The organism is Micromonospora sp. RTP1Z1, from assembly GCF_033804685.1.
In the GTDB taxonomy this organism is placed as follows: Bacteria; Actinomycetota; Actinomycetes; order Mycobacteriales; family Micromonosporaceae; genus Micromonospora.
Genome location: NZ_JAPFQV010000011.1, coordinates 1 through 25,953, shown reverse-complemented (window position 1 = coordinate 25,953; position 25,953 = coordinate 1). Strand labels below are relative to the sequence as shown.

25 protein-coding genes, 2 pseudogenes and 1 riboswitch are annotated in these 25,953 nt (G+C 72.9%); of the genes and pseudogenes, 13 read left to right on the top strand and 14 right to left on the bottom strand.

Going from position 1 to position 25,953, the window contains the following annotated elements:
- Positions 1–79 precede the first annotated feature (79 nt).
- A complete protein-coding gene (locus tag SLP03_RS08410; RefSeq protein WP_319459955.1) occupies positions 80–1,288 on the top strand; it encodes an FUSC family protein in 1,209 nt (402 codons plus the stop codon).
- Between the two features lie 9 nt (positions 1,289–1,297).
- On the opposite strand, the gene SLP03_RS08405 is transcribed toward SLP03_RS08410, so the two are convergent.
- Positions 1,298–2,614, bottom strand: coding sequence for an aminotransferase class V-fold PLP-dependent enzyme (locus tag SLP03_RS08405; protein WP_319459954.1), 1,317 nt, complete (start codon positions 2,612–2,614; stop codon positions 1,298–1,300).
- A gap of 51 nt (positions 2,615–2,665) precedes the next feature.
- A riboswitch (SAM riboswitch) is annotated at positions 2,666–2,786 on the bottom strand.
- 23 nt (positions 2,787–2,809) lie between these two features.
- Here SLP03_RS08405 and SLP03_RS08400 point away from each other — a divergent pair.
- Positions 2,810–4,297, top strand: coding sequence for a PrsW family intramembrane metalloprotease (locus tag SLP03_RS08400; RefSeq protein WP_319459953.1), 1,488 nt, complete (start codon positions 2,810–2,812; stop codon positions 4,295–4,297).
- A 32-nt stretch (positions 4,298–4,329) separates the two neighbouring features.
- Here SLP03_RS08400 and SLP03_RS08395 read toward each other — a convergent pair whose 3' ends face one another.
- A complete protein-coding gene (locus SLP03_RS08395; protein WP_319459952.1) occupies positions 4,330–4,497 on the bottom strand; it encodes a hypothetical protein in 168 nt (55 codons plus the stop codon).
- Positions 4,498–4,574: 77 nt separating this feature from the next.
- Entirely contained in the window at positions 4,575–4,922 is a 348-nt protein-coding gene (locus tag SLP03_RS08390) for a co-chaperone GroES (RefSeq protein WP_319459951.1), read from the bottom strand.
- Positions 4,923–5,060: 138 nt separating this feature from the next.
- Between SLP03_RS08390 and SLP03_RS08385 the strand changes: the two genes are divergently transcribed.
- Positions 5,061–6,392, top strand: coding sequence for an AI-2E family transporter (locus tag SLP03_RS08385; protein WP_319459950.1), 1,332 nt, complete (start codon positions 5,061–5,063; stop codon positions 6,390–6,392).
- 30 nt (positions 6,393–6,422) lie between these two features.
- Here SLP03_RS08385 and SLP03_RS31550 read toward each other — a convergent pair.
- Both SLP03_RS31550 and SLP03_RS31545 read right to left on the bottom strand, forming a co-directional pair.
- Positions 6,423–7,109, bottom strand: a pseudogene (locus SLP03_RS31550) (ATP-dependent DNA helicase); the annotation flags it as partial.
- Positions 7,110–7,220: 111 nt separating this feature from the next.
- Positions 7,221–8,567: pseudogene (locus tag SLP03_RS31545) on the bottom strand (ATP-dependent DNA helicase); the annotation flags it as partial.
- A 138-nt stretch (positions 8,568–8,705) separates the two neighbouring features.
- On the opposite strand from SLP03_RS31545, the gene SLP03_RS08375 reads away from it, so the two are divergent.
- A complete protein-coding gene (locus SLP03_RS08375) occupies positions 8,706–9,212 on the top strand; it encodes a DUF402 domain-containing protein (RefSeq protein ID WP_319459948.1) in 507 nt (168 codons plus the stop codon).
- Between the two features lie 7 nt (positions 9,213–9,219).
- On the opposite strand, the gene sigJ is transcribed toward SLP03_RS08375, so the two are convergent.
- The gene (gene sigJ, locus SLP03_RS08370) at positions 9,220–10,176 is read right to left on the bottom strand and encodes an RNA polymerase sigma factor SigJ (RefSeq protein WP_319460034.1); all 957 of its coding nucleotides are present in this window, start codon (positions 10,174–10,176) and stop codon (positions 9,220–9,222) included.
- A gap of 125 nt (positions 10,177–10,301) precedes the next feature.
- Here sigJ and SLP03_RS08365 point away from each other — a divergent pair, with 125 nt between their 5' ends.
- The 3 genes from SLP03_RS08365 (at position 10,302) to SLP03_RS08355 (ending at position 13,058) form a co-directional block, all read left to right on the top strand.
- Entirely contained in the window at positions 10,302–11,291 is a 990-nt protein-coding gene (locus SLP03_RS08365) for a PPK2 family polyphosphate kinase (protein ID WP_319459947.1), read from the top strand.
- A gap of 131 nt (positions 11,292–11,422) precedes the next feature.
- The gene (locus SLP03_RS08360; protein ID WP_319459946.1) at positions 11,423–12,049 is read left to right on the top strand and encodes a DUF47 domain-containing protein; all 627 of its coding nucleotides are present in this window, start codon (positions 11,423–11,425) and stop codon (positions 12,047–12,049) included.
- Between the two features lie 4 nt (positions 12,050–12,053).
- On the top strand, positions 12,054–13,058 hold the full coding sequence (locus SLP03_RS08355; RefSeq protein ID WP_319459945.1) for an inorganic phosphate transporter: 1,005 nt from the start codon (positions 12,054–12,056) through the stop codon (positions 13,056–13,058).
- Between the two features lie 65 nt (positions 13,059–13,123).
- On the opposite strand, the gene SLP03_RS08350 is transcribed toward SLP03_RS08355, so the two are convergent.
- Positions 13,124–14,092 (bottom strand): Gfo/Idh/MocA family oxidoreductase, encoded by a 969-nt coding sequence (locus tag SLP03_RS08350; protein ID WP_319459944.1) that lies wholly within the window; start codon positions 14,090–14,092, stop codon positions 13,124–13,126.
- 70 nt (positions 14,093–14,162) lie between these two features.
- Between SLP03_RS08350 and SLP03_RS08345 the strand changes: the two genes are divergently transcribed.
- On the top strand, positions 14,163–14,990 hold the full coding sequence (locus SLP03_RS08345) for an NUDIX domain-containing protein (protein WP_319459943.1): 828 nt from the start codon (positions 14,163–14,165) through the stop codon (positions 14,988–14,990).
- A gap of 89 nt (positions 14,991–15,079) precedes the next feature.
- On the opposite strand, the gene pstB is transcribed toward SLP03_RS08345, so the two are convergent.
- From pstB to SLP03_RS08310, 7 genes are all read right to left on the bottom strand, one after another.
- A complete protein-coding gene (pstB, locus tag SLP03_RS08340; RefSeq protein ID WP_319459942.1) occupies positions 15,080–15,856 on the bottom strand; it encodes a phosphate ABC transporter ATP-binding protein PstB in 777 nt (258 codons plus the stop codon).
- Between the two features lie 20 nt (positions 15,857–15,876).
- On the bottom strand, positions 15,877–16,962 hold the full coding sequence (pstA, locus tag SLP03_RS08335) for a phosphate ABC transporter permease PstA (RefSeq protein ID WP_319459941.1): 1,086 nt from the start codon (positions 16,960–16,962) through the stop codon (positions 15,877–15,879).
- The gene (pstC, locus tag SLP03_RS08330; RefSeq protein ID WP_319459940.1) at positions 16,959–18,047 is read right to left on the bottom strand and encodes a phosphate ABC transporter permease subunit PstC; all 1,089 of its coding nucleotides are present in this window, start codon (positions 18,045–18,047) and stop codon (positions 16,959–16,961) included. Before pstC ends, pstA begins: the two co-directional genes overlap by 4 nt.
- A 45-nt stretch (positions 18,048–18,092) precedes the next feature.
- On the bottom strand, positions 18,093–19,196 hold the full coding sequence (gene pstS / locus SLP03_RS08325; protein ID WP_319459939.1) for a phosphate ABC transporter substrate-binding protein PstS: 1,104 nt from the start codon (positions 19,194–19,196) through the stop codon (positions 18,093–18,095).
- 311 nt (positions 19,197–19,507) lie between these two features.
- On the bottom strand, positions 19,508–20,434 hold the full coding sequence (mshD, locus tag SLP03_RS08320; protein ID WP_319459938.1) for a mycothiol synthase: 927 nt from the start codon (positions 20,432–20,434) through the stop codon (positions 19,508–19,510).
- A 67-nt stretch (positions 20,435–20,501) separates the two neighbouring features.
- Positions 20,502–21,347: a polysaccharide deacetylase family protein gene (locus SLP03_RS08315; RefSeq protein WP_319459937.1), complete on the bottom strand. Its 846-nt coding sequence runs from the start codon at positions 21,345–21,347 to the stop codon at positions 20,502–20,504.
- A 175-nt stretch (positions 21,348–21,522) separates the two neighbouring features.
- Complete coding sequence (locus tag SLP03_RS08310; protein ID WP_319459936.1) at positions 21,523–22,236, bottom strand: response regulator transcription factor; 714 nt, start codon at positions 22,234–22,236, stop codon at positions 21,523–21,525.
- A gap of 252 nt (positions 22,237–22,488) precedes the next feature.
- Between SLP03_RS08310 and SLP03_RS08305 the strand changes: the two genes are divergently transcribed.
- The 5 genes from SLP03_RS08305 to SLP03_RS08285 form a co-directional block, all read left to right on the top strand.
- Positions 22,489–23,544, top strand: coding sequence for a hypothetical protein (locus tag SLP03_RS08305; RefSeq protein WP_319459935.1), 1,056 nt, complete (start codon positions 22,489–22,491; stop codon positions 23,542–23,544).
- 81 nt (positions 23,545–23,625) lie between these two features.
- Positions 23,626–24,411, top strand: a complete 786-nt coding sequence (locus SLP03_RS08300) for a DUF2993 domain-containing protein (protein ID WP_319459934.1) — start codon at positions 23,626–23,628, stop codon at positions 24,409–24,411.
- A 133-nt stretch (positions 24,412–24,544) separates the two neighbouring features.
- Complete coding sequence (locus SLP03_RS08295) at positions 24,545–24,622, top strand: Ms5788A family Cys-rich leader peptide (protein ID WP_311202345.1); 78 nt, start codon at positions 24,545–24,547, stop codon at positions 24,620–24,622.
- 204 nt (positions 24,623–24,826) lie between these two features.
- Positions 24,827–25,675, top strand: a complete 849-nt coding sequence (locus SLP03_RS08290) for a sulfurtransferase (protein WP_319459933.1) — start codon at positions 24,827–24,829, stop codon at positions 25,673–25,675.
- A gap of 3 nt (positions 25,676–25,678) precedes the next feature.
- On the top strand, positions 25,679–25,953 hold a 275-nt coding region (locus SLP03_RS08285; protein ID WP_319459932.1), incomplete at its 3' end, for a DUF1416 domain-containing protein.

The following is a 25,953-nucleotide window of genomic DNA, read 5'->3' as shown; positions in this document are numbered from 1 at the left end:
GACGCGGGTAGTCCCGGCCATGGCCGTGGCCCGGGACCGACGACCTCCACTCCTGCGTCGTGCCGCGTGGAAGGACGGGATGGTGGACGTCGACGCGGCGCGGATTACCGAGGCGGTGGACCAGCTCCGGAACCGGAGCAAGGCCACCGTGCAGGACCGGCTGCACCGGGTCCGGATGGCGATGGGCCTGGCCGTCCAGGCGGGGCTGGCCGCCGCCCTGGCCTGGATCGTCTCCCACCAGCTCCTGGGCAATCCGCAGCCGGTCTTCGCGCCGATCTCGGCGGTCGGCACGCTGGCCGCGTCGGTCGGTCAGCGGCTGCGCCGCACCGTCGAGCTGATCATCGGGGTGGCCGTCGGCGTGGCCCTCGGCGACTTCCTGATCTATCTGCTCGGCGCCGGTGGTTGGCAGTTGGGGCTGGTGGTGACGGCCGCGATCCTGCTGACCACCTTCTTCGGCGCGAGCGTGGCCATCGTGATCCAGGCCGCGGCCACCGCGGTGCTGATCGTGACGCTCAGCCCGTCCACCAAGAACCTGGAGATACCCCGCTTCGTCGACGCGTTCATCGGCGGTGGCATCGCGTTGCTGGTGACCGCGATCCTGCTGCCGCTCAACCCGCTCCGGGTGATCAACCGGGCCGCCCGGCCGGCGCTGGACCTGCTCGCCGCGCAGCTGGACATCACCGCCGAGGCGCTGCGCAAACGGGACCGGCAGACCGCCCAACGCGCGCTGGAACGGCTCCGGGAGAACAAGGACGAGCTGGCCGCGTTCTCCGAGGCGATCGAGGGAGCCAAGGAGACCAGCACGCTCTCCCCGGCCCGCTGGCACCGGCGGAGCGAGCTGACCCACTACGCCGAGGCGGCGGACCCGATCGACCGGGCGATGCGTAACAGCGGCACCCTGATCCGCCGCTCGGTCACCATGATCGAGGACGAGGAACCGGTCCCGGAGTCGATGCCGGACGCGCTCGCCCACCTGGCCGAGTCGGTCCGCCTGCTCCGGCACGAGTTCGCCGGCGGCCAGGAGCCGGAGAAGGCCCGCGAGTGCTCGCTGCGCGCGGTGAGCGAGGCCGGCCGGGCGTACGCGCAGGGGGTGGGCTTCTCCGGCAGCGTGGTGATCGCCCAGGTGCGTACCACCGCCAGCGACCTGATGGTCGCCTCCGGCATCGAGCAGGACGAGGCGAACCGGCTCGTCCGGCAGGCGTTCGGCGGCGAGAAGGAACAGCCGCCGGGCGTCCAGCCCGAGGAGGACACCGCGCCGAAACCGCCGACGGCGCCCCCGCTCGGGTGACCCGCCCGGTCAGCGCAGTGCGGTCAGGGCGGCGAGCAGCCGGTCCACCTCCGCAGCCGTGCTGCCGAGGCCGATGCTGGCCCGCAGCGCGGTGGGCGGCAGGTCCCGCCGGCCGCTGCGCGCCGCCGCCTCGGTGAGCAGTCGTCGGGCCAGCGGGTGGGCGCAGAAGAGCCCGTCCCGGAGGCCGATCTGGTGTGCGCCGGCCAGGTGGGCGGCGACCTCGGCGGAGTCCCGTCCGGCCACCACGAATGAGACGATGCCCACCCGTGGCGCTTCGGGTGCGAACGTCCGCAGCTCCACGACGTGCGGCAGGGCGGCGAGCCCGGCCCGCAGCCGGGCCAGCAGCCGCTGCTCCCGGGCGTGCAGCGCGTCCCGGTCGGCCCCGGCGAGCGCGGCGCACACCGCCGCGAGGGCGACCGCGCCGAGCAGGTTGGGGGTGCCGGCCTCGTGCCGGGCCGGGCCGGTGGTCCACCGCACGTCGTGGGTGGCCGCGCCGACGTGACCGGTGGCGCCGCCCCCGGCCAGGTACGGCGGGGCGGCGTCCAGCCAGTCCGACCGGCCGACGAGCACCCCGGCGCCGAAGGGCGCGTACAGCTTGTGGCCGGAGAGCGCCAGGTAGTCCACGTCCAGCGCGGCCAGGTCGACCGGCGCGTGCGGGGCGAGCTGGGCGGCGTCCACCAGGATCCGGGCGCAGTGCCGGTGGGCGACCCGGGCCAGCTCGGCCACCGGCCAACGCTCGCCGGTCACGTTGCTCGCCCCGGTCACCGCGACCAGCACCGGCGGGCCGGGCCGGGTCGCGGCGGCCACCGCCGGTCCCGACCGCGGCGCCGGCTCGCTCCGCGCGTCCACCCGGCGCAGCTCGCCGAGGGCGGCGTCCAGCGCCCGAACCGCCCCGGCGGGGCTCGCCGGCACCGGCAGCCGGACCGAGCCGCGCGGCCAGGGCAGCAGGTTGGCGTGGTGCTCCCCGGCGAAGGTGACCACGGTGGTGCCGGCGGGCAGCGCCCGGGCCAGCAGGTTGACCGCGTCGGTGGTGTTCCGGGTGAAGATCACGTGGTCCTCGGCGCGGGCGCCGAGGAAGTCGCCGACCGTCTGCCGGGCCCGCTCGTAGGCCAGCGTGCAGCGTCGCGACAGCGCGCCGGCGCCGCGGTGCACGCTCGCGTACCAGGGAAGCAGCTCGGCCACCGCGTCGGCCGCGGCCCGCGCGCACGGCGCGCTGGCCGCGTGGTCGAGGTTGATCTGCCCCGGTACGCCGAGCACGCCGAGCGGGTCGGCGTCGACCGGCCGGGACGGCAGCGCGGGCAGCGAGGGTACGAGGGTGACGGTCATGCCGGAACCTCCGGGGTCCAGGGGACCCCCCGGGTGTGGGCACCGGGACGGGGTCCGCGCTTGCCCAGCACGCCGTTCGGGCTGGGCCCGGTCATCACCCGGGGCACCCCACCGCGAACTCGACGAGGGTTGCCGGCCAGCAAGCCGGGGCTTGACGCTGGCGCTCGTGACCTGCCCGGCAGCATAGCGGTCGGAATGCGGCCGGACCAGAGCGCCGTGGGTGACTACGCTGACCGCATGGCCGACACCCCGCCCGGCGGAGCCCAGCCGCCGCCGACCCCGCCCGCCGCCCCGCCGCCGGGCACGGCGACCCCCCGGATGCCGTTGCGCCGGCTCGGCTGGCGGCGGTTCCTGGTGCTCGCCGGGGTCGTCCTCCTGATCGCCGCCGGCGGGGTGTTCATGCTGTACACACTCGGCTCCAGCCTCGGCCCTACAGCGCTGCTGGTCGGCGTGGTCGCGGCGATCCTGCCGGTGCCGGTGCTGGTCTCCTGCTTCCTCTGGCTGGACCGCTACGAGCCGGAGCCGCTGAAGTACCTGATCTTCTGCTTCGCCTGGGGCGCGTTCGTCGCCACGGCCATCTCCCTGCTGGTCAACGAGGGCTCCGCCCTGCTGTTCAAGAACTGGGGGTTGCCCAAGGCGCTCACCGCCGTGCTGGTCGCCCCGTTCATCGAGGAGCTGACCAAGGCGCTCGGGCCGATCCTGTTGCTGATCTTCCGGCGCCGGGAGTGGTCCGGGATCACCGACGGCCTGGTCTACTGCGGGCTCTCCGCGATCGGCTTCGCCATGGTGGAGAACATCCTCTACCTGGGCGGCTACGGTTACCGCACCGGCGTCGAGGAGTACGGTCCGGCGACCGGCGCCCGCCAGGTGATCGCCATCTTCATCGTGCGGATCCTGCTCTTCGGCTTCGCCCACCCGCTGTTCACCTCGATGACCGGGGTGGGCCTGGGCATCGCCGCGCGGACCGCCGACCGGCGGGTACGCCTGCTCGCCCCGATCGCGGGCCTGCTGCTGGCGATGATGCTGCACGGCACCTGGAACCTGCTGCCCTCGCTGGCCGCGGCCACCGGTCAGCCGCTGATCGCCCTGTACGGCTACATCGGCGTGATGGTGCCGATCTTCTTCGGCATGGTGGGGCTGGCGATCTGGCTGCGCGGCTGGGAGGGGCGACTCACCGAGCGGACCCTGCCGGACTACGTGCGGGCCGGGTGGCTCACGCCGCCCGAGGTGGCGGCGCTGGGCAGCCTGGGCCGCCGGCACGCGGCCCGCACCTGGGCGCGCCGGGTCGCCGGCGACGGCGGGGTGAAGGCGATGCGCGGCTACCAGTTCGCGGCGACCCGGCTGGCGCTGTTGCGGGACGGGATGCGCCGGGGCTTGGACCGCAAGCAGGCCGACCGGGACCGGACGGCCCGGGAGGAGCGGGAGCTGCTGGAGGCGATCGCGGCGTACCGGTCGTTCTTCGTGGGGCGGGACCCGCAGACGCCGGTGGGGGTCTGGGACGGGCAGCGCTACCACCTGCGGTTCCCGGACGGGTCGCAGCGGGCGGTGCCGGCGCCGGACGAGCCGGTGGTGCCGATCCCCGTGGTGCTCGCTCCGCCGCCGCCCCCGGCCCATCCGGCCGGCTACGGCCCGCCCGGCTGGTACGGCCCGCGACCGGCCGCGCCCTGGCCGCCCGGCGCCTGACCGGCCTGTCGGCGGGGCAGGTCCGGCGCGGGTCAGGTCATCATGCCGGTGAGGAAGTCACCGAGGCCCTGGAAGATGGCCATCAGCGCCGCCCCGATCCCCTTGAACATCTGGGCCGCGCCGTCCGGCCGGAAGGCCATGAAGTAGATCAGGAAGGCGACGAAGCCCCACAGCAGCAGCTTCTTCAGGAATTCCGGCATCGTCCCTCCCCAGGGCGCTGGAGGTGCCTGGCTTCCCGTCGAGGAGGAAGGCAAACGACGCCCGGGTCGGGGAGGGCCTACAGGTAGAGGCCGGTCGAGCCGGTCGGCTCGTGCTCCACCCGTTCGGCGGCGACGGCGTGCACGTCGCGCTCGCGGAGCAGGACGTACCCGCGACCGTGCAGCTCGACCTCGGACCGTTCGTCGGGGTCGAAGAGCACCCGGTCGCCGGCGACGATCGAGCGGACGTGCGGGCCGACTCCCACCGTGACGGCCCAGGCCAGGCGCTTGCCCACCGCCGCGGTGGCCGGGATCACGATGCCGGCGGTGGAGCGCCGCTCGCCCTCGTTGCCCTCCAGGCGTACCAGCACGCGGTCGTGCAGCAGGCGGATCGGCAGGCCGGAGTCGAGGTTCTGGTCGGCGGTCACGCGAAGACGCTACCGCGTGCGTCGTGGTCGATCCTGCGGTGGTTGAGCGGAGTCGAGCGGGGGCAATGTGTGGCGGAACCGCCCTAGGTGGGGCCGACGGACGTATCCTGTCCCCCCTGATGTCCTGGCGGACCAGCTTTGCAGGAGGTGCGCTTGAGCCGCTTCGAGCGGGTACGCGGACGGCTCCGTCACGCGTTCGAGTCGGGACGCGAGTCGGTGCGCGCGAGCCGCACCCAGCCGGCGGGCGAGCCCGCCGAGCCCGACGAGCCCGACGAGTCCGGGGTGGCCACGCCCGCCTCGCCGGGTCCGGTGGCGCCGCCCGCGGCGACGGTGGTGGGCGCGGAACCGCCGGCCGCGATGCACTACTCCATCTCCAGCCGGGACGACGCCGAGGTGCCGCACGCGCTGCGGATCGCGGCAGCCTGGTCGTGGCGCCTGATCGTGGTCGGCGTCGTGGCCTGGGCACTGCTGATGATCGTCGGCACGATCCGGATCGTGATCATCCCGCTCGCGGTGGCGCTGCTGCTGTCGGCGCTGCTCGCCCCGGCGGTCGGCTGGCTGCTGAGGGCCCGCTTCCCCCGGTCGCTGGCGACCGGGGTGGTGCTCGTCGGCGGGCTGGCCGCGATGATCGGCACGCTGACCCTGGTGGTGAACGAGTTCATCCAGGGCGTGCCCGAGCTGAGCGACAAGTCGTCGCAGGGCGTACGGCAGATCCAGAACTGGCTCAAGACCGGGCCGCTGCACCTGTCGGACCGACAGCTCAACAGGTACATCGACGAGGCGCAGGGCTGGATCAACGGCAACACCGCGAAGTTCACCAGCGGGGCCCTGTCCACCGCGGCCACGCTGGCCGAGTTGCTCACCGGCACCATCCTGGTGCTCTTCGCGACCTTCTTCTTCCTGCGGGACGGCCGCCGGATCTGGCGGTTCCTGGTCGGGCTGCTGCCGGTCGCCGCCCGCTGGAAGGTCGACGACGCCGGCCGGGCGTCCTGGTCGACGCTGGGCGCCTACGTCCGGGCGACCGTGCTGGTCGCCTTCATCGACGCGGTCGGTATCGGCATCTTCCTCGTCATCTTCCACATCCCGTTCGCCTTCCCGCTGGCCGCGCTGGTCTTCCTGGGGGCGTTCATCCCGATCGTCGGCGCCGCGCTCTCCGGCGTCGTGGCGGTGCTGGTGGCGCTGGTCGACAGCGGGCCGATCAAGGCGCTGATCATCCTCGGCGTGGTGATCGGCGTGCAGCAGATCGAGGGGCACGTGCTCCAGCCGCTGATCATGGGCCGCGCGGTGGCCATCCACCCGCTCGCCGTGATCATCGGGATCGCCGCCGGTGTCGTCCTCGCCGGCATCACCGGGGCGCTGGTCGCGGTGCCGCTGATCGCGGTGCTCAACACGGCGGTCCGCCGGCTCGCCGCCCGGACCGTGCCGGACACCCCACCGGACGCCGTGGTGGTCGCCTCGCAGGCACCCTGACGTCGTCCGGAAGACCGCCCGCCCGTTCCGTCAGCTCTTCCCGAGCCGTTCCAGGGCGCCCCGCGCCACGTCCGGCCGGGTGGTGTACCAGAACGGCGGCAGCGAACGCCGCAGGAACGGGCCGTAGCCGCGGGCGGTCTCCAGTCGGGAGTCGAGCACCGCGACGACGCCCCGGTCCCCGGTGGCCCGGATCAGTCGCCCCACGCCCTGCGCCAGCCGGACCGCCGCGATCGGCACGCTGACCGCGGCGAAGCCGGACCCGCCGCTCGCGTCCACCGCCGCCGCCCGGGCCGCCGCGAGCGGCTCGTCCGGGCGCGGGAAGGGCAGCCGGTCGATCACCACGAGCTGGCAGGCGTCGCCCGGCACGTCCACCCCCTGCCAGAGCGACATCACCCCGAACAGGCAGCTCGACCGCTCCTGCCGGAACCGCCGCACGAGCAGCGGCAGGGCCTCCTCACCCTGCAGCAGCACCGGCAGGTCGGTCCGCGCGCGGACCAGCTCCGCGGCCTGCTGCGCGGCCCGTCGCGAGGAGAAGAGCCCGAGGGTACGCCCACCGAGCGCCCCGACCAGCGTCAGCAGCTCCTCGCCGGCCGCCTCGGGCAGCCCGGAGACGCTGGGGCGGGGCAGGTGCGCGGCGACGTACAGGATGCCCTGCCGCGCGTAGTCGAACGGTGAGCCGACGTCGAGCGAGCTCCAGCCCGGCCCCTCGGTGGCCGGCACGGTGCCGGTGGCGGCGCGGCTGCCGGGTGCGGCGGCGACCGGTGCGGGGACGGTCGCGTCGCCGCGCGCCGTGCTGGCGGCGAGGGCGGCGGCGGCGGGAGTCGGCGGGGCGGGCGGCGGCGCGTCGAGTCCGAGCGCCCGGGCCACCGTGTCGAACCGGCCGCCCAGCGCGAGGGTCGCCGAGGTGGCGACCACCGTGCGCTCGTCGTACAGGTGGGTGGCGAGGGTGCCGGCGACCGAGAGCGGGGCGACCACCAGGGCCCGGCGGCTGCCGTTGTCGGGTTTCTCCACCCAGGCCACGTCGTGGTCCGCCTCCTCCAGCAGCCGCTGGGCGGTGGTGGAGAGCTCGTCCAGCACGGCCTTCGCCTGCTGCTTGCGGACCGGGTCCGGGTCGTCGGACTTGACCTCGCCGATCGCCTCCAGCGCCGCCCGGGTCGCCGCGTCGAGCAGCGTGCACGCCTCGCGCAGTGGCCCCGGCAGCCCGCTGGTGAGCCGTCCGGCGGGAACCTCGGCCAGCCCCACGGCGAGGGCGTCGCCGGCCTCGGTGAGCCGTTCGGCGACCTCCGGGCGTAGCAGCGGCCGGGCCCGGCGGGTGGACCGGTCGATCAGTTCCGGGACCAGTTCGGCCTGGGCGGCCGAGGAGACCCGGTCGGCCAGCTCGTGCGCCTCGTCCACGATGAGCAGCTTGTGCGGCGGCACGATGTGCCGGCCGGCGAGCATGTCGACGGCGAGCAGGCTGTGGTTGGTGACCACGATGTCCGCCTCCCGGGCCCGGGCCCGGGACGCCTCGGCGAAGCACTCCTGACCGAACGGGCAGCGGCTCGCGCCGACGCACTCCCGGGCCGGCATCGACACCAGCCGCCAGGCCTGGTCGTCGACGCCCGGGTCCAGCTCGTCCCGGTCGCCGGTGGCGGTCTCGTCGGCCCAGTCGCGCAACCGCTGGATCTGCTTGCTGAGCCGGCCCGCCTCGCCAAGCCACTTCGTCCCGCCGGGGCGGGCCGCCGGGGTGTCGAAGAGGGTGTCGTCCGGCTCGTCCTCTGTGGAGTTGTCCAGCCGGGCCAGGCAGAGGTAGTGGTGCCGGCCCTTGAGCACGGCAAAGGTGGGCCGGCGGCGGAGCAGCGGCTCCACCGCGTCGGCGAGCCGGGGCAGGTCGTGGTCGACCAGCTGGGACTGCAACGCCAGGGTGGCGGTGGAGACCACCACCGGGCCGTCCACGGTCAGCGCCGGGGTCAGGTACGCCAGCGACTTGCCGGTGCCGGTGCCGGCCTGGACGAGCAGGTGTTCGCCGGAGGTGATGCTCCGCTCGATGGCCTCGGTCATCTGCTGCTGGCCCGGGCGGGCGGCCCCGCCGGGCACCGCGCCGACCGCAGCGGCGAGCAGGTCGGCCCCGCTCGGCCGGGTGCCCCGACCCTTCCGGGACGCGGCGGGACCGGTGGCGGTGCGGGGCGGAGTCACCGTGCGACGGTACCCGCCGCCGCCGACACCGGCCGCGCCGATCCGCCGCGTGGCGTCGTCGTGGTACGGGTTTCCGTGGGTCGCGTCCGGTTATCTGCCGATCGCGTCGCGTGGCGGGAATCGGTTAGGGTGCCAGTCATGCCGAGCGACGTGGTCCGCGTGATCTACCGCAAGTACGACGGCAGCGCCCACCGCGACTACCCGGCCCGCCGCCTCACCGAGGACGACCTCGGCGTCTGGCTTGGCGTGCCGGCCGGCACCGAGTCGGTCTACCACGGTCGGCCCTCGGTCGAGCAGATTCCCTTCGTCCTGCTGGTGCCGCACCACGGCTGGTGGACTGGCATGTTCAACCCGCCGCCGCGGACCAGCGAGGTCTACTGCGACATCGCCACCCCGGCCCGCTGGGAGGGTGACGACACGGTCCAACTGGTCGACCTCGACCTGGATGTGGTGCGTCGCCGGGCGACCGGCCTGGTCGAGCTGCGCGACGAGGACGAGTTCGCGGAGCACCGGGAGCGCTTCGGCTACCCCGATGACGTGGTCGCCGAGGCCGAGTCGGCCGCCCGCTGGCTCGTCGGCGCGCTCGGTGACGGCACCGAACCGTTCGCCACGTCGTACCGGAAGTGGCTGGCCCTGGTGGCCTGAGCCGGGCTCACCAGCGCGGCGGCCACACCTCCTCGGCGCCCAGCGCCGGCAGGTCGGGCACCTTCTCCGGGTTGAGCTGGTTGAAGACGCCGGTGATCCGGCCGGCGCGCACGGCGAACGCGATCACCAGGCGCAGCGACCGGCCGTCCCGGAACACGGTCTCGGCCTGCCAGCCCAGGGCGCCGTCGACCAGCGCCGGCCGGGCCAGCAGCCGACCGCCGTACCGGCCGGCCTGGCCGAAGAGGCCGAGGATGAAGCGGGCCACCGGGTCGGCGCCGAGCACCGGCCGGCGGGCCGCCGGGAAGTGCCCGCCGCTGTCGCCGATCAGCACCACGTCCGGGGCGAGCACCCGGACCAGCCGGTCCAGCTCACCGGACTCCACGGCGGCGGCGAACGCGGTCAGCACCCGCCGCTGCTCCGCCAGGTCGGCGGTGTGCCGGGGGACGTCCGGGGCGCTGACCGTCCGGCGGGCCCGGGAGGCGAGCTGCCGGGCCGCGGCGGGTGTGGTGCCGAGCACCTCGGCGATGGTGGCGAACGGCACGGCGAAGACGTCGTGCAGCACGAACGCGATCCGCTGTTCCGGCGCGAGCCGTTCCAGCACCACCAGCAGCGCGGTGCCGACCTGGTCGGCGCGGACCGCTCGTTCGGCCGGGTCGGGGGCGAAGCCGTCCGTCGTCGGGACCGCGCGCACCATCGGCTCCGGCAGCCACTGGCCCGGGTACGTCTCCCGGCGTACCCGGGCGGAGCGGAGCACGTCCAGGCAGATCCGTGAGCAGGTGGTGGTCAGCCAGGCGCGCAGCTCCCGGATCTGGGCGCGGGCCGCCGGATCCGCGAGCGCGCCGGCGTAGCGCAGCCAGGTTTCCTGAACCGCGTCCTCGGCCTCGCTCCGGCTGCCCAGCATCCGATGGGCGACCGCCGTCAGGTGTCCGCGCTCCGCCTCGAACTCCGCCGCGAGATCCCCCACCACGTGTCCCCCTCCGCCGGCCACATTCTCTCCCTCTCTCCTGGACGCCCGCCCCACCGCCCCGAACGTGACACGGGGGTGGGCGTCGGTGGGCGGGGGAGGCCGGGGTGGGTGAGGATCAGGGGATGAGTGGAGTCGATGAGGCGGGTGTGGTGCGGCCCGCCGGCGGGAGAATGCGGAAGCTGCTGCGGGTGACGCCCGCGGGCGGCGCGGTGGACCTGGGAGCGATCGACCCGCGTTCGACGCCGGGGCTGCCGGCGGCGGCCGGGAGCGGGAAGCGGCGCAAGGCGTGGGCCCGTGAGCAGGTCGGGCTGCTCGGTGCCGACCTGGGCCGACAACAGGAGATGGTGTACGCGTCCGCGCAGAACGCTGCCGGCCCGGAGGCGCCGACGAGCGCCCCGACGGCGGCCGACGCCCAGCTCGACGGCGTTCGGCCGCGCCGGGTGCTGCTGGTGCTCCAGGCGATGGACTGCGGTGGCAAGGACGGCACGATCAAGCGGGTGGCCGGCGCGATGAACCCGCTCGGCCTGCACATCCGCTCGTTCGGGCCGCCGACCGGGGAGGAGCTGCGGCACGACTTCCTGTGGCGGATCCGCCGAGCCCTGCCGCCGCCCGGCTACGTCGGGATCTTCAACCGCTCGCACTACGAGGACGTGCTGATAGCCCGGGTCGAGTCGCTGGTCGACGAGCCCACCTGGCGGGCCCGGTACGACGAGATCAACGCTTTCGAGCGGGAGTTGGCCGAGGGCGCGGTGACCCTGGTCAAGGTGATGCTGCACATCTCGTCCGCGGCGCAGGGCGAGCGGCTGATGGAGCGGCTGATGGATCCGCGCAAGTACTGGAAGTACAACCCGAGCGATCTCGACTCGCGGGCCCGCTGGGACGACTACCAGGCCGCGTACGCCGAGGCCCTGACCCGGTGCGACGCGGACGCCGCGCCGTGGTTCGTGGTGCCGGCGGACCGCAAGTGGTACCGGGACTGGGCGGTCGCCCACCTGCTCCGGGAGACGTTCGCCGGCCTTGATCTGGGGTATCCGGCTGCCGGTTTCGACGTGGAGCGGGAGCGCCAGCGGTTGCGGAGCGGGGACAAGAGGCCGAAGGTGAACGGCGGGTGAACGGACGGTGAATCGGGCCTGACCAGGGGTGGGCCGGCGAATACCCGGTTCCGCCGTGTACCTAGCATGCCCAGAGCAGGCGCCCCTCGGGGCGGCGGCCACCCTTCCACCGACACGACGAGGTCCGTGCTGTGAAGTTTTCCTTCCGTCCCACCGAGGGCGCCTTCTACGAGCTCTTCACCAGGGCCGCGCAGAACCTGGTGCGGGGTACCGAACTGCTGAACGAGCTGGGCCTGCCAGACGTCGACATCCAGTCGGTCAGCGAGCGGCTCACCGAGGTCGAGCACGACAGCGACCAGATCACCCACGAGCTGTTCAAGAAGATCAACTCTACCTTCATCACTCCGTTCGACCGGGAGGACATCTACCGTCTGGGCTCGCTGCTCGACGACGTGATGGACCACCTGGAGGCGGTCGGCAACCTGCTCTACCTGTACGGCCTGACCAAGCTCCCCGCGCTGCCGCGCGAGCTGCACGAGCTGGTGAACGTCCTCGACCAGCAGGCCAAGCTGACCGCCGAGGCGATGCCCCGGCTGAAGTCGATGAAGAACCTCGAGGAGTACTGGATCGAGTGCAACCGCCTGGAGAACGACGGCGACCAGGCGTACCGGATGCTGCTGGTCCGCCTCTTCTCCGGTGAGTACGACGCGCTCACCGTGCTGAAGATGAAGGAGGTCGCCGACGAGCTGGAGGCCGCCTGCGACGCCTTCGAGCACGTGGCGAACACCGTCGAGACCATCACGGTCAAGGAGTCCTGATCCTGTGAGTCCCGAACTCATCGCCGTACTGGCGGTGATCGTGGCCGCCATGGCGTTCGACTACACGAACGGCTTCCATGACGCAGCCAACGCGATCGCCACCAGCGTCTCCACCCGGGCGCTGACACCCCGGGTCGCCCTCGCGCTGGCGGCCGTCGGCAACTTCATCGGCGCGCACTTCGGCGCCGGGGTGGCCAAGACCGTCGGTGACGGCCTGGTCACCCTGCCCACCGGGGTGGCGAGCCTGGGGGTGGTCTTCGCCGGAGTGGTCGGCGCGATCGCCTGGAACCTGATCACCTGGTACTTCGGGCTGCCCTCGTCGTCCTCGCACGCCCTCTTCGGCGGGCTGGTCGGGTCGACCCTCTTCGCCGCCGACGGCGTGGTGCAGTGGGGCAACATCCTCGAGAAGGTCATCATCCCGATGGTGCTCTCGCCGATGGTCGGCCTGCTCCTGGGCTTCCTGCTGATGCTCGCGATCCTGTGGCTGTTCCGGAAGGGGCAGCCGGGCAAGCTCAACCGGGGCTTCCGCTGGGCGCAGACCGTCTCGGCGGCGGCCATGTCGGTCGGCCACGGCATGCAGGACGCGGCGAAGACGATGGGCATCATCGTGCTCGCGCTGTACACCGGCGGCTACCAGAGCGACAAGACGCACATCCCCGGCTGGGTCTTCTGGACCTCGGCGACCATGCTGGCGCTCGGCACCTACTCCGGTGGCTGGCGGATCATCCGGACGCTCGGGCGCAAGATCATCGACCTGGGCCCGCCGGAGGGCTTCGCCGCCGAGACAGTGGCCAGCGCGGTGCTCTTCTTCAACGCCCTGGTACTCAAGGCCCCGATCTCCACCACCCACACCATCACCTCGGCGATCATGGGTGTCGGCGCGACCAAGCGGCTCTCCGCGGTGCGCTGGAACGTCGCCGGCAACATCGTGATCGCCTGGATCATCACGTTCCCGGCCGCCGCGCTGATCGCCTGCCTCACCTACCTGGTGATCCGACCGCTGTTCTGACCCGATTGCCGGTCGGTCCGACATCGACGCCCGTCGAGGGGTCCCCTGCCACGGCAGGGGACCCCTCACGCGTAGTCGACCCCGATCCGCCCCCGGATCCCGTCCAGCAACGCCATCACCTCCAGCGTCGCGGCGTGCGGGACCAGCGGGCTCTCGATCAGCCCGGCGGCCAGGCAGCGCTGCACCTCGGCGGCCTCGTGCTGGTAGCCACCGCCGGTCAGGTCGGCGGGGATGGTCTCCGGATCGGCCCTGAGCCGGTGCAGCACCGCCGAGCCGGGCCGGTAGAACGGCTCGGGCAGGTCGATCCGCCCGGTGGTGCCGGTGATCGAGGCGGTGATCGCCGTCGCGCCGACCATGCCGCAGCTCAACGTCGCCACCGCCCCGGAGTCCCAGCCGAGCACGATCCCGGTGTTCGCGTCCACGCCCTCCGGGGTGAGCTTCGCCCACGCCTGCACGTGCTGCGGGACGCCCAGCAGCAGGTGGGCCAGGCTCAGCGGGTACACGCCGAGGTCGAGCAGCGCGCCGCCGCCCAGCGTCCGGGCCCGCATCCGGTGCTCGGGCGAGAAGGGCCCGGCCGCCCCGAAGTCCGCCCGCACGCTGGTCACCTCGCCGATCGCCCCCTCCGCGATCAGCTCGGCCACCCGGAGGATGAGGGGGTTGGTCCGCATCCACATGGCCTCCATCAGGAAGACCCCGCGGGCCCGGGCGGCCTCGATCAGCTCGGCGCTGGTGGCCAGGTCGAGCGTGCATGGCTTCTCCACCAGCACGGCCCGGCCGGCGGCGAGGCAGGTCATTGCCGCCTCGTGGTGGGCGGCGTGCGGCGTGGCCACGTAGATCACGTCGAGGTCCGGGTCCGCGGCCAGCTCCGCCCACGAGCCGTACGCCCGGACAGCGCCGTGCCGGGCGGCGAACAGTTCGGCGCTCTGCGGCGTACGCGAGCCGACCGCGACCAGTTCGGCACCCGGCACCAGCCGCAGGTCCTCGGCGAAGCGGCCGGCGATGTGTCCGGTGGACAGGATGCCCCAACGCGTCATGCCGGCACGCTATCCCGTCCCGCCGAGCCGCCGAGCGGATGATCCACCGGCCGGGAACTAGGCTCGCGGAATGACGATCGACGGCTTCGCCGCACCCCCCGCCCTGGTGGAGCACGCCCGCCGGTTCCGCGCCGAGGGCGGCACCCCGGCGCCGCCCCGGGTCGCCGCCACCGTGCTGCTGCTCCGCCCCGCCGGCGACGACTTCGAGGTGTACGTCATCCGCCGGGTCGCCGCGATGACGTTCGGCGGCATGTACGCCTTCCCCGGCGGCGGCGTGGACCGCTCCGACTCCCAGGCCCACCTGGACTGGGCCGGCCCGGGGCCGGCCGAGTGGGCGATCCGCCTCGGGCAGGCGCCGGACGCGGCCCAGGCGGTGGTGTGCGCCGCCGCCCGGGAGGTCTTCGAGGAGGCCGGCGTGCTGCTGGCCGGTCCGGACGCCGCGACGGTGGTGGGCGACGTCAGCGGCGACGACTGGGAGGCCGCCCGGCAGGACCTGGAGGGTCGGCGGGTCGGCTTCGCCGACCTGCTTGCCGGGCGGCGGCTCACCCTCCGGTCCGACCTGCTGCTGCCGTGGAGTCGGTGGATCACCCCGGAGTTCGAACCGCGCCGCTTCGACACGTACTTCTTCGTGGCCCTGCTGCCGGAGGGGCAGCGGACCCGGGACGTCTCCGGAGAGGCCGACCACACCATGTGGATCCGGCCCGCGGACGCCCTGGCCCGGGCGGGGGCCGGCGAGCTGACCATGCTTCCGCCGACCCTGGTCACCCTCGCCCAGGTGGCCGCCGCCGGTGACCTGGCCGGCGTGGCGCGGGCGGCGGCGGACCGGGACGCCGCCACCCCGGTCACCCCCCGCCTCGACCTTCCCGAGGGGGGCGAACCCCGCTTCGTCCTCGGCTGACCGGCGGCGCCGAGGCGGGGCTTCCTCCGACACGCCGAGGGGCGCCGGTCAGGTCGACCGACGCCCCTCGCGGACCGGGAACCAGCGGCTCAGCCGAAGCGGCCGGTGATGTAGTCCTCGGTCTTCTTCACGCTCGGGTTGCTGAAGATCTTCTGGGTGTTGTCGTACTCGATCAGCCGGCCCGGGTCGCCGGTCTTCTCGATGGAGAAGAAGGCGGTCCGGTCCGACACCCGGGCGGCCTGCTGCATGTTGTGGGTGACGATGATGATGGTGAACTTGTCCTTGAGCTGGAACATCAGGTCCTCGATGGCCAGCGTCGAGATCGGGTCCAGCGCCGAGCAGGGCTCGTCCATCAGCACCACCTGCGGCTCGACCGCGATGGTGCGGGCGATGCAGAGCCGCTGCTGCTGACCGCCCGAGAGGCCGGCGCCCGGCTTGCCGAGCCGGTCCTTGACCTCGTCCCAGAGGTTCGCCGAGCGGAGCGCCTTCTCGGCCGCCTCCTCCAGGATCGGCTTCCGGCGGACGCCGTTGAGGCGCAGGCCGGCCACCACGTTCTCGAAGATGCTCATGGTGGGGAACGGGTTCGGCCGCTGGAAGACCATGCCGATCATCCGCCGGACCGCGGTGACGTCCACGTCCCGGTCGTAGACGTCCTGGTTGTCGATGGTCAGGCTGCCCTCGACCCGGGCGCCGGGGAGCACCTCGTGCATCCGGTTGATGGACCGCAGGAAGGTGGACTTGCCGCAGCCGGAGGGGCCGATCAGGGCGGTGACCGTCTTCGGCTCGACGGTCAGGTTGATGTTCTCGATCGCCTTGAAGGCGCCGTAGTAGGCGCTGACGTTGGTGGCTTCGATGCGCTTCGCCATGGTGGCGGTACCTCCGGGGTTCATCGGCCGAGCCGGTTGCGACGGGCCAGCAACTTCGCCGCGATGGTCAGGACGAGTACGAGGGCGACCAGGGTCAGTGCCGCGGTCCACGCCCGCGCCGGCGAGTACTTCGAGGCCTCGCCGGCCTGCTGGTAGACGAAGAGAGCCAGTGACGACTGGTTGTTCTCGAACGGGTTGACGTTGATCGCCGCGCCGCCGCCGGCGACGAGCAGCACCGGGGCGGTCTCACCGGCGGCCCGTGCGATGGCGAGCATGATGCCGGTGACGATGCCCGGCAGCGCGGTCGGCAAAACCACCCGCAGGATGGTCTTCCACTTCGGCACGCCGAGGGCGTACGCGCCCTCCCGCAGCGGAGCCGGGACGAGCCGCAGCATCTCCTCGGTGGAGCGCACCACGGTCGGCAGCATCAGCACGCTCAGCGCCAGCGCGGCGGCGAAACCGGAGAAGCCCGGCCGGCCGTTGTTGAAGGTGGGCGACACGATGAGCACCCAGAACGCCAGCACGAAGAGGCCGGTGACGATCGACGGGATGCCGGTCATCACGTCGACGAAGAACCGGATGGCGAAGGCGAACCGGCCCCGGCCGTACTCGACGATGTAGATCGCGCAGAGCACCCCGAGCGGGACGGTGATCAGGGTCGCGATGCCGACCTGCTCCAGGGTGCCGACGATGGCGTGGTAGGCGCCGCCGTTGGCGTCGCGCGCCCCGATGTTGTTCATCGAGGTGCCGAAGAAGTTCCCGTCGAGCCGTTCAACGCCCTTGCTGACCAGGGTCCAGACCACCGAGGCCAGCGGCAGCACCGCCAGCACGAAGGCCGAGTGGATCAGCGCGCTCCAGGTGCGGTTGCGGGCCGCCCGGCGCCCCTCGACCGCGTTCGCGGCGGTGAAGAGCCCGGCCAGGTGGAACAGCGCGCCGAGGACCACCACCAGGACGGGGCCGCCGATGCCGAGGCCGTAGACGACCCCGGCGGCGACCAGCAGGGCCGCGACGGCGATGGCGGGCGCGGCGTACGTCGGCAGCCGCTTGGCGCGCAGCGTGGCCGGTTGCGCCGGCGGTCGGGTGCGGTGCGTGGTGACGGTGCTCATGCGGCCGACTCCGTGAACTCGCGGCGGCGGTAGATGATCGCCCGGGCGGTGATGTTGACGATCAGCGTGATCGCGAAGAGCACCAGGCCGGAGGCGATCAGCGCGCCCCGGCCGGTGTCGTTCGCCTCGGCGAACCGGTTCGCGATGTTCGCCGCGATGGTGTTACCGCCGCTCTGCAGGACGTTGAACGTGATGGCGTAGGTGGAGCCGAGGGTCAGCGCCAGCGCGATGGTCTCGCCGAGCGCGCGGCCCAGGCCGAGCATCACCGCGGCGATGATGCCGGGCCGCCCGTACGGCAACACGGCGGTGCGCAGCATCTCCCAGCGGGTGGCGCCCAGCGCGAGGGCGGCCTCCTCGTTGGCGGTCGGGGTCTGCAGGAACACCTCGCGGGAGAGCGAAGTGATGATCGGCAGCACCATGATCGCCAGCACCAGGGAGCCGAGCAGGATCGAGTTCCCGTACGGGCCGTCGCCGAAGATCGGGATCCAGCCGAAGTAGGTGTGCAGCCAGGTCGACAGGTCCGTGATCGGCCCGACGAGGTAGTCCCGGCCCCAGAGGCCGAAGACCACGCTGGGCACGGCGGCCAGCAGGTCGATCACGAAGCCGAGGCCGGTGCCGAGGCGGCGCGGGGCGTAGTGCGTGAGGTAGAGGGCGATGCCCAGCGCCACCGGCACCGCGATGAGCAACGCCAGCAGCGCGGTGAGCACGGTGCCGAAGGCGAGCGCGCCGATGCCGAACTTGGCCGGGTTGTCGTTCGGGAACCAGCCCTCGAAGGTCCAGAAGTCCTCGGAGTTCGCCTGCAGGGCCGGAACGGCCTTGGCGATCAGGAAGACCGCGATCGCCGCGATGATGACCAGCACGGCGGTGCCGGCGGCCAGGGTCAGGCCGCGGAAGGCCCGCTCCGCGCCGAAGGCCCGGGCCCGGGGGAGGCCGCCGCCGCCGCCCAGCCCGTTCCCGACCGGGGTACGAGGGTTGCCTGAAGTCTCGGCCACACGCGCCGAGGCACCGGCGGGCCACTCGTGACCGGAGATCACGTGGGTCCCGCCGGTGCCGGCGTGCGCCGAGCCGTGAGGGGTTTCACCCATCTGCTCGCTCGCTTCGAATTGAGGGGGTGATGTTGCTCGGAACGGTCAGGAGAGCTTCTTGACCGCGGCCTCGACCTTGGTGCGGACCGAGTCCGGCAGCGGGGCGTAGCCCAGCTCGACCAGGTCGGCCTGGCCCTCAGCGCTGGCGGCGTGCGTCAGCAGGCCCTTGACCAGCGGCAGCTTGTCGGCCGCGAGGCCCTTGCTGCAGACGATCTCGTAGGTCGCCAGGACGATCGGGTATGCCCCTGCCTCCTTGGTGTTGTAGTCGATCGACATCTTCAGGTCGTCGCCCTGGCCCTCGATCTTGGCCCCGGCGATGGTCTTGCCGGCCGACTCGGCGGTGAGCTCGGCCCACTCGCCGGCGCCGTTCTGAACCTTGGACTTCTTCAGGCCGCCGTTCTCGGCGTACGACCACTCGACATAGCCGATGGTGCCGTCGGTGCCCTTGACCTTGCTGGCCACACCGTCGGACTTGGCCGCGCCCACGCCGCCCGGGGCCTTCCACGCCTTGGCGTTGCCGAAGGTCCAGTCCGCCTCGGCGGTCTTGGAGAGGTACTTGGTGAAGTTGTCCGTGGTGCCCGACTCGTCCGAGCGGTGCACCGCCTGGATGGCGGTGGCCGGCAGCTTGGCGGCTGGGTTGTCGGCCTTGATGGCCGGGTCGTCCCACTTGGTCACCTTGCCGGCGAAGATCTTCGCCAGGGTGGCCGGCTTGAGCTGCAGGTTGTCCACGCCGCTGACGTTGTAGGCGACGGCGACCGGGCCGATCACCATCGGCAGGTTGAGGGCCTGGCCGCCCGCGCACTTGGCGTCGGCCTGCGGCTGCTCCTCCGGCTTGAGGGCCGAGTCGGAGCCGGCGAAGTCGGCCGTGCCGGCGATGAAGGCCTGGATGCCCGCGCCGGAGCCGGTGGGCTCGTAGTTGATCGTGGTGCCCGCGCACTTCTGCTGGTACGTCTTGATCCACTCGGCCATCGCGTTCTTCTGCGCGGAGGAGCCCTGCGCGTTCAGCGTGCCCTTGCCGCAGTCGACCGCGGCGGCGGAGCCGGAGGCGGAGGTGCCGGTCGGCTCGTTGTTGTCCGAGCCGCAAGCGCTGAGACCGAGAACGGCGGTAAGAGCGAGGCAGGCAATGGCGCCGTGCCGCTGGAGCTTCACCTGAGGGGTTTCCCTTCACGTCTTTGGTCAGATCGCCCGGACGGAGCCGGGTGCCGGCGCTGACCGGCTGACTTGAAAGTTAGAAGTGCCAGGTGGACGGTTCGTCGGTCGGAAGTGAACGGAGGATGAACAGGTACGGCCGACGGGGTGGCCGTGAGCTGAGTGGGGGGTGTCCGTTTCGTGAACTCGCGGCCCACTATCGCCAATAAGGCGATTTATCCAGGCAGTCGTTACCTCCGCGAATCCATCCCGTGACACCGCCGTGACCGATCTTCGGGACGCGACGATCGGCCCGACGATCCGGGTGGGAGTCAGCCGAGCTGGTAGTTGACGTGGCCGGACCACCGGGCGAAGCCGAGCCGCTCGTAGAGCGCCATCGCCCCCGCGTTCGACTCGTCCACGTAGAGCATCACCCGGTCCAGGCCCCGCCGGTCCCGCAGGTACGCCAGCCCGGCGGTGGTCAGCGCCTTGCCGAGGCCGCCGCCGTGCACGGCCGGGTCGACCCCGAGCACGTAGACCTCGCCGATCCGGGCCGACCCGGGCCGCTCGTGCACCTTGGTCCAGTGGAAGCCGAGCAGCCGGCCGGTGGCGGACTGCACGGCGACCAGGAAGCCGGCCGGGTCGAACCACGGCTCGGCGAGGCGTACCCGCAGGTCGGCCGGGGCCCATCGACCCTGCTCCGGGTGCGCGGCGAAGGCCCGGTTGTTGACGGCCAGCCAGGCCTCGTCGTCCGCACCCGGACGGAAGGCGCGCAGCTCCACCCCGTCCGGGAGGCGCACCTCGGGCAGCGCGGCGGTGAGCGGTCGGCGCAGCTGCCAGAGCACCCGGGCGCGGGTGAAGCCCAGGTCGACCGCGAGCGCGGCGGCGGACGGGTGGTCGCCGTGCGCCCAGGCGCGCAGCGGCCCGGCCGCCGCGGCCAGCACGCCCCGGGCCAGCGCTCGGCCGGTGCCGCGCCGCCGGTACGTCGGATGCACCACCAGCTCCACCCCGATGCCGCCGGTGGCGTCGGTGATGTCCAGATGGGCGTAGCCGGTGAGCGTCCCGTCGGCGGCCCGGGCGGTCAGGTGCACCGCGGGCGCCTCCGGGTCCCGCAGCCGCAGCAGCACGTGCTCGTCGAGCGGGTCCGCGCCGTCGGCGTCCCCGGACGTACGGGCCAGCGCCATCACCTCGGCCACCTCCACGGGCGCGAGCCGGTCGGCGCGGGCGACACGGTCGGCGGTCGGCTCGGTGCTGCTCATCTCGCCACCGTAGCGGCCCGCGCGCGGGCGCTCACGCCGGACGCGGGGACGGGCGCCGGGACACCCGTCACGTGGTCCCGATGGGCAACGCCTCCAGCTGGAACCGGTCCATCAGCTCCGGAAGGAGGCTGTGCAGCGCCTGTACGGTGCCGGTGCGGTTCCCGCCGGCGTCGTGCATCAGCACGATCGCGCCGGGCCCGGTCTCGGTCATCACCGCGGCGGTGATCTTCCCGGCGCCGGGGGTCGTCCAGTCCGACGGGTCGACCGTCCAGTGCAGCGGGGCCATCCCCAGCTCCTCACAGACCGACACCACGGGGCGCGTCCAGGCGCCGCCGGGCTGCCGGAAGTACGCGATCCGGGCGTCCGGCACCGCCGCCCGGATCGCCTCGTTGGTGCGGAGCAGGTCGGCCCGGATCACGTCCGGGGACCGCTTGCCGAGGGTGAGGTCGTGGTTCCAGGAGTGGTTGCAGAGGGTGTGGCCCGCGGCCACGATCTCCTGGATCAGGTCCGGGTTGCGCTCCGCGTTCTCGCCCACCACGCAGAAGGTGGCCTTGACGCCGTACTCCCGCAGGAGCGCGAGCACCTGGGGGGTGTACTGCGGGTCCGGTCCGTCGTCGAAGGTGAGCGCGACCCGTGGTGAGCCGGTGGAGACCAGGCTGCCGAAGGGGCCGTCGCCCGTGTCGGACGGGTGCTGCCCGCCGTCCGGGGTGGGGCTCGGCCCGACCGAGGCCGAGGAGTCGGGCGTGGCCGGCGGCTGGTCGGCGTAGTGCGGGCTGTTGACGCTCGCCGCGACTCCGGTGCGGGGCCGCGGCTGGTCGGGGACGAGGCTGCGGCCGAGCGCGTACGCCGAGCCGAGCAGCGCGGCCGCTATCAGGGTCACGATGCCGGTGGCGCGGAGCGTGGACCGCGGCATCAGAAGCCCCGACCGTTCGGATCGCGGCCCGGACCTGTCGTCGCCCCCGTGGTCACCGCACGCACCGTCGCCCCCTTTTGTCGTAAACCCGGCAGTCAGAATAGAACTCACCAGGTACGCAAAAAGGGCGGACGGGAAATAGGCCCCTAAAGGAGCGTGACGGTGGGGCGGCCGGTCAGACCGGCAGCGGGGCGCGCTCCGACTCGGGCAGCGAACGGGACGGCGGGACGACGAACTTGTAGCCGACCTGGCGCACCGTGCCGATCATCGACTCGTACTCCGAGCCGAGCTTGGCCCGCAGCCGCCGGACGTGCACGTCGACCGTGCGGGTGCCGCCGAAGTAGTCGTAGCCCCAGACCTCGCGGAGCAGCTGGTCCCGGGTGAACACCCGGCCCGGGTGCTGGGCCAGGAACTTCAGCAGCTCGAACTCCTTGTACGTGAGGTCGAGCGGGCGGCCCTTGAGCTTTGCCGCGTAGGTGTCCGGGTCGATGGTCAGCTCGCCGGCCCGGATCGAGCCGCCGGCCCCGGCCGTCGCGTTGCTGAGCCGGCCCACCGCGAGCCGCAGTCGGGCCTCCACCTCGGCCGGGCCCGCCCCGGCCAGGATGACGTCGTCCACGCCCCAGTCGGCGTTGAGCGCGATCAGGCCGGCCTCGGTGACCACCGCGACGAGCGGCACGCCGAGCCCGGTGGCGTGCAGCATCCGGCAGGTGGCCCGGGCCTCGCTCAGCTCGGAGCGGGCGTCCACCAGGACGGCGTCCGGGCTAGGGCCGCTGACCAGGGTGCGGACGTCGCGTGGCGCGGTGCGGACCGAGTGCGGCAGCAGGTCGAGTGCCGGCAGCACTGCCGATGGTTCACCTGCGCGCGCGGTCACCAGCAGCAGGATCTCCACACGATCACCTCCGTCCCGGCGGTCCTTCGACCGCGCGCGACCAGCGGCACGCCCAACCGGGGTGGCGCTGAGAACTTGCGTGGGTCCCGGCGTCGCTGACGGGCGGGTAACGGCTTGAGCGTAACGGATCGTCCGGGCGGCACCTCCGTGCGCTTTCCCCTTTGTCTGATCTGCCCCTTATCGCGCCGCAGGTTTTAACGTTGCCGAAACCGTGACCTCCGCCGGGGCGGCCTGGTCTGGCACGATCGGGGCGTGTTTCCTTCCACCTCGCCCGAGACGGGCCGTGACCCCTGGACCGGCGGTGCCCGTCCGGGGCCGGCCGGCCCCTCCCGTGGCTACCCGCCGGGCCCGCGTACCGGCCCGGCCACCGACGACGGCGGGGATCGGCGCGACCGGGGTGGACCCCGCCGGCTCCGCAAGAGCGGCCCGGCCCGGCGCCCCGACGACGAGCCCGCCGACGACGCCCCCGAGGAGGAGGTGGAGCCGGTCGCGGTACGCCGACCGCTGGCGCTCACCGTCGCCGGGTTCGCCGCGCTGCTCGGCGTGGGCCTGGTGCTCGGCGCGCAGACCGCCGGGCCCGGGCACCGGCTGCCGTTCGCGTTCATCATCTTCGGCGTCCAGCTGCTCTTCGTGCTCGCCTGGACGATGGCCATGCGGCCGCCCGCGCTGCTGCTGGTCGCCCTGGTCAGCGCCGGTGTCGCCGTGGCCGCCGACGCCGCCGCCGTGCAGTCCGAGATCGCCGGCCTGGCCCCCCTCGGGTACGCGGCGCTCGGCGGCTTCGTCGTCGGCGTGCTCGGTCAGCTCGTCCGCCGGGTCGACCGGGTCCGGGTGACCGACTCCCTCGGCAGCACGCTGTTCATCGTCGTCGGCGTGGTCGCGTTCGGGACCCTGATCGTGCTGAGCCGGATCCCGGCCGGCACCCAGGCCATCACCATCTGCCTGACCGCCACCGGGGCCGCGCTCACCGTGGCCCGGCTGACCGACGCGGTGGCGCCGTGGCCGCGGCTCGCTCCCCAGGTGCCCCGGGGCGCCGCCGGCGTGGTCGTCGGCGCGATGATCGGCACCCTGGTCAGCGCGGTGCTCGGCAGCTACCTGGTCGGCTTCACCCCGACCAGCGCCGCCCTGATCGGCCTGGTCACCGCGGCCACCGCCGTGCTGGCCGACCTGGCCGTCGGGTACGCGGAAGCGGGCCGGCTGATGGCCGGCGAGCCACCGACCATGTGGGTGGCCCGGCACATGCAGGGACCGCTCGGCGGCTTCGCGCTGGCCGCGCCGGCCGCGTACGCCATGTGCGTGCTCTTCCTCTGAGCCGGCGGTTGAGGAATCCAGCCATCGGGTAGTACCGGTGCGCCGCAGTGCGGCAACCGGCAGCGAGGACAAGGAGACGGCGTGGCAGAGGCCCAGGCGGCGTACGAGGAACGGCCCCGGCGACGCGGCCGCAAGGTGTTGATCGGGCTCGTCGTCCTGCTGCTGGTCCTGGCCGGGCTGCTGGTCGTCGCCGACCGGGTGGCCGCCGGCGTTGCCGAGCGGGCCATCGCCGACCAGGTGAAGCAGCAGGTCGCCAAGCAGAACGCGCAGTCCGCGGCGCCGAAGGTCCAGGTCGGCGGCTTCCCCTTCCTGACCCAGGTGCTGGCCGGGAAGTACGAGCACATCTCGATCGTGCTGACGGACGTGCAGGGTCCGGTGCAGGGCGACACGGTCAGCGTGCCGCGACTCGACGTCGACGCCCACAACGTGAAGGCGTCGCTGGACACCCTCCGCTCGGGACAGGGCGAGGTGGTCGCCGAGCGCGTCGACGGTCGCGGCACCATCACCTACGACAGCCTGGCCAAGCTGCTCGACCGGCCGGGGCTCACCCTCGGTGAGCAGGGCGGCAAGCTGGCCGTCACCGCCCCGGTGGACATCCTCGGCGTCAAGCTCACCGTCGTCGGCACCGCCGATGTGGCGGTCAACGACGGCAAGGTGGCGCTGCGCTTCAACGACCTCAACGCCGCGGGCCTGCCGAACGTCCCGCTGGCCCGGACGCTGCTGGCCAACTACGCCAAGGGCATCTCGATCGACGTACCCCTGCCGAAGCTGCCGTTCCAGCTCAACGTCCGCAAGGTCGAGCCGCGCCCCGAGGGGCTGACGGTGACCGCCGACGCGCGGAACGTACCGATCAGCTCGGCCGGCTGACCGACCCCCCCGCACTCCCCGCCGACGCCCCGACCTCCGGTCGGGGCGTCGGCGTTCTCGGGGTCGGGAGCGGCGTCCCGGATGCTGGTCGACCCGGTGGCGTCTTGAGTGTCGGCTGGTAGGCTCCCTGCTCATGGGGACGCTCCTCACCAAACGGCGCGCGGTCGACCTTTGCCGCGTGGCCACCTGCCTGTGTCGCCCCGTCATCTGACGGCGGGGCTGTCCTCGGCCGCCTAGCGGCCACCGGCACGCAGGGTCCGCGTACCCTCCGGTGCTCCCTTGATCGCCCGGCAGTGGCGCCGTCGCACGAACCCATGATCCGTTCCTAGCTCTGGGTCCCGCGCGTGGTGCGACAATCACCGACTTCGATCTCCGCGCGCTGGCTCACCATCCATCCTCAACAGGGAGTGATCTGATGAGTCGCGACACCGCACTCGTCTCGGCCGAGTGGGCCGAGAAGAACATCGACGCCCCGGGCGTCGTCTTCGTCGAGGTCGACGAGGACACCTCGGCCTACGACACCGGCCACCTCGCCGGCGCCATCAAGCTCGACTGGCGCACCGACCTCCAGGACCAGATCCGCAGGGACTTCGTCAACAAGACCCAGTTCGAGGCGCTGCTCTCCGAGCGCGGCATCGCCAACGACGACGCGGTCATCCTGTACGGCGGCAACAACAACTGGTTCGCCGCGTACGCGTACTGGTACTTCAAGCTCTACGGCCACCGCGACGTCAAGCTGCTCGACGGCGGCCGCAAGAAGTGGGAGCTGGATGCCCGTCCGCTGGTCACCGACGCGGTGAACCGCCCGGCGACGCAGTACGTCGCGCAGGAGCCGGACACCTCGATCCGCGCCTTCCGCGACGAGGTGGTCGACGCCATCGGCACCAAGAACCTGGTCGACGTGCGCTCCCCCGACGAGTTCGCCGGTCGGCTGCTCGCCCCCGCCCACCTGCCGCAGGAGCAGGCGCAGCGGGCCGGGCACATCCCCACCGCGATCAGCGTGCCGTGGTCCAAGGCGGCCAACGAGGACGGCACCTTCAAGTCCGACGACGAGCTGCGCAAGATCTACGCCGCCGCCGGCCTGGACGACAGCAAGGAGACCATCGCGTACTGCCGGATCGGCGAGCGCTCCTCGCACAGCTGGTTCGTGCTCCAGGAGCTGCTCGGCCACGCCAACGTGAGGAACTACGACGGCTCCTGGACCGAGTACGGCTCGCTGGTCGGTGTGCCGGTCGCGCTCGGCGACGAGCCCGGGGAGGCCTGAGCCATGACTGCTCCCACCGCCGCGGGTTGCGCCGCTCCGGACCAGTCCGCGCCGCTGCCGGCCAGCCTGGACCTGGAGAAGGAAACCGTCATCACCGGCCTGGTGAAGGCCGAGTCCGGCGAGCTCGTGCCGGGCGCGTACGTCCGGCTGCTCGACTCCACCGGTGAGTTCACGGCCGAGGTGGTCACCTCCCCGGCCGGCCGGTTCCGGTTCTTCGCGGCACCGGGCAGCTGGACCCTGCGGGCGCTCTCCCGGCACGGCAACGGCGACACCGCCGT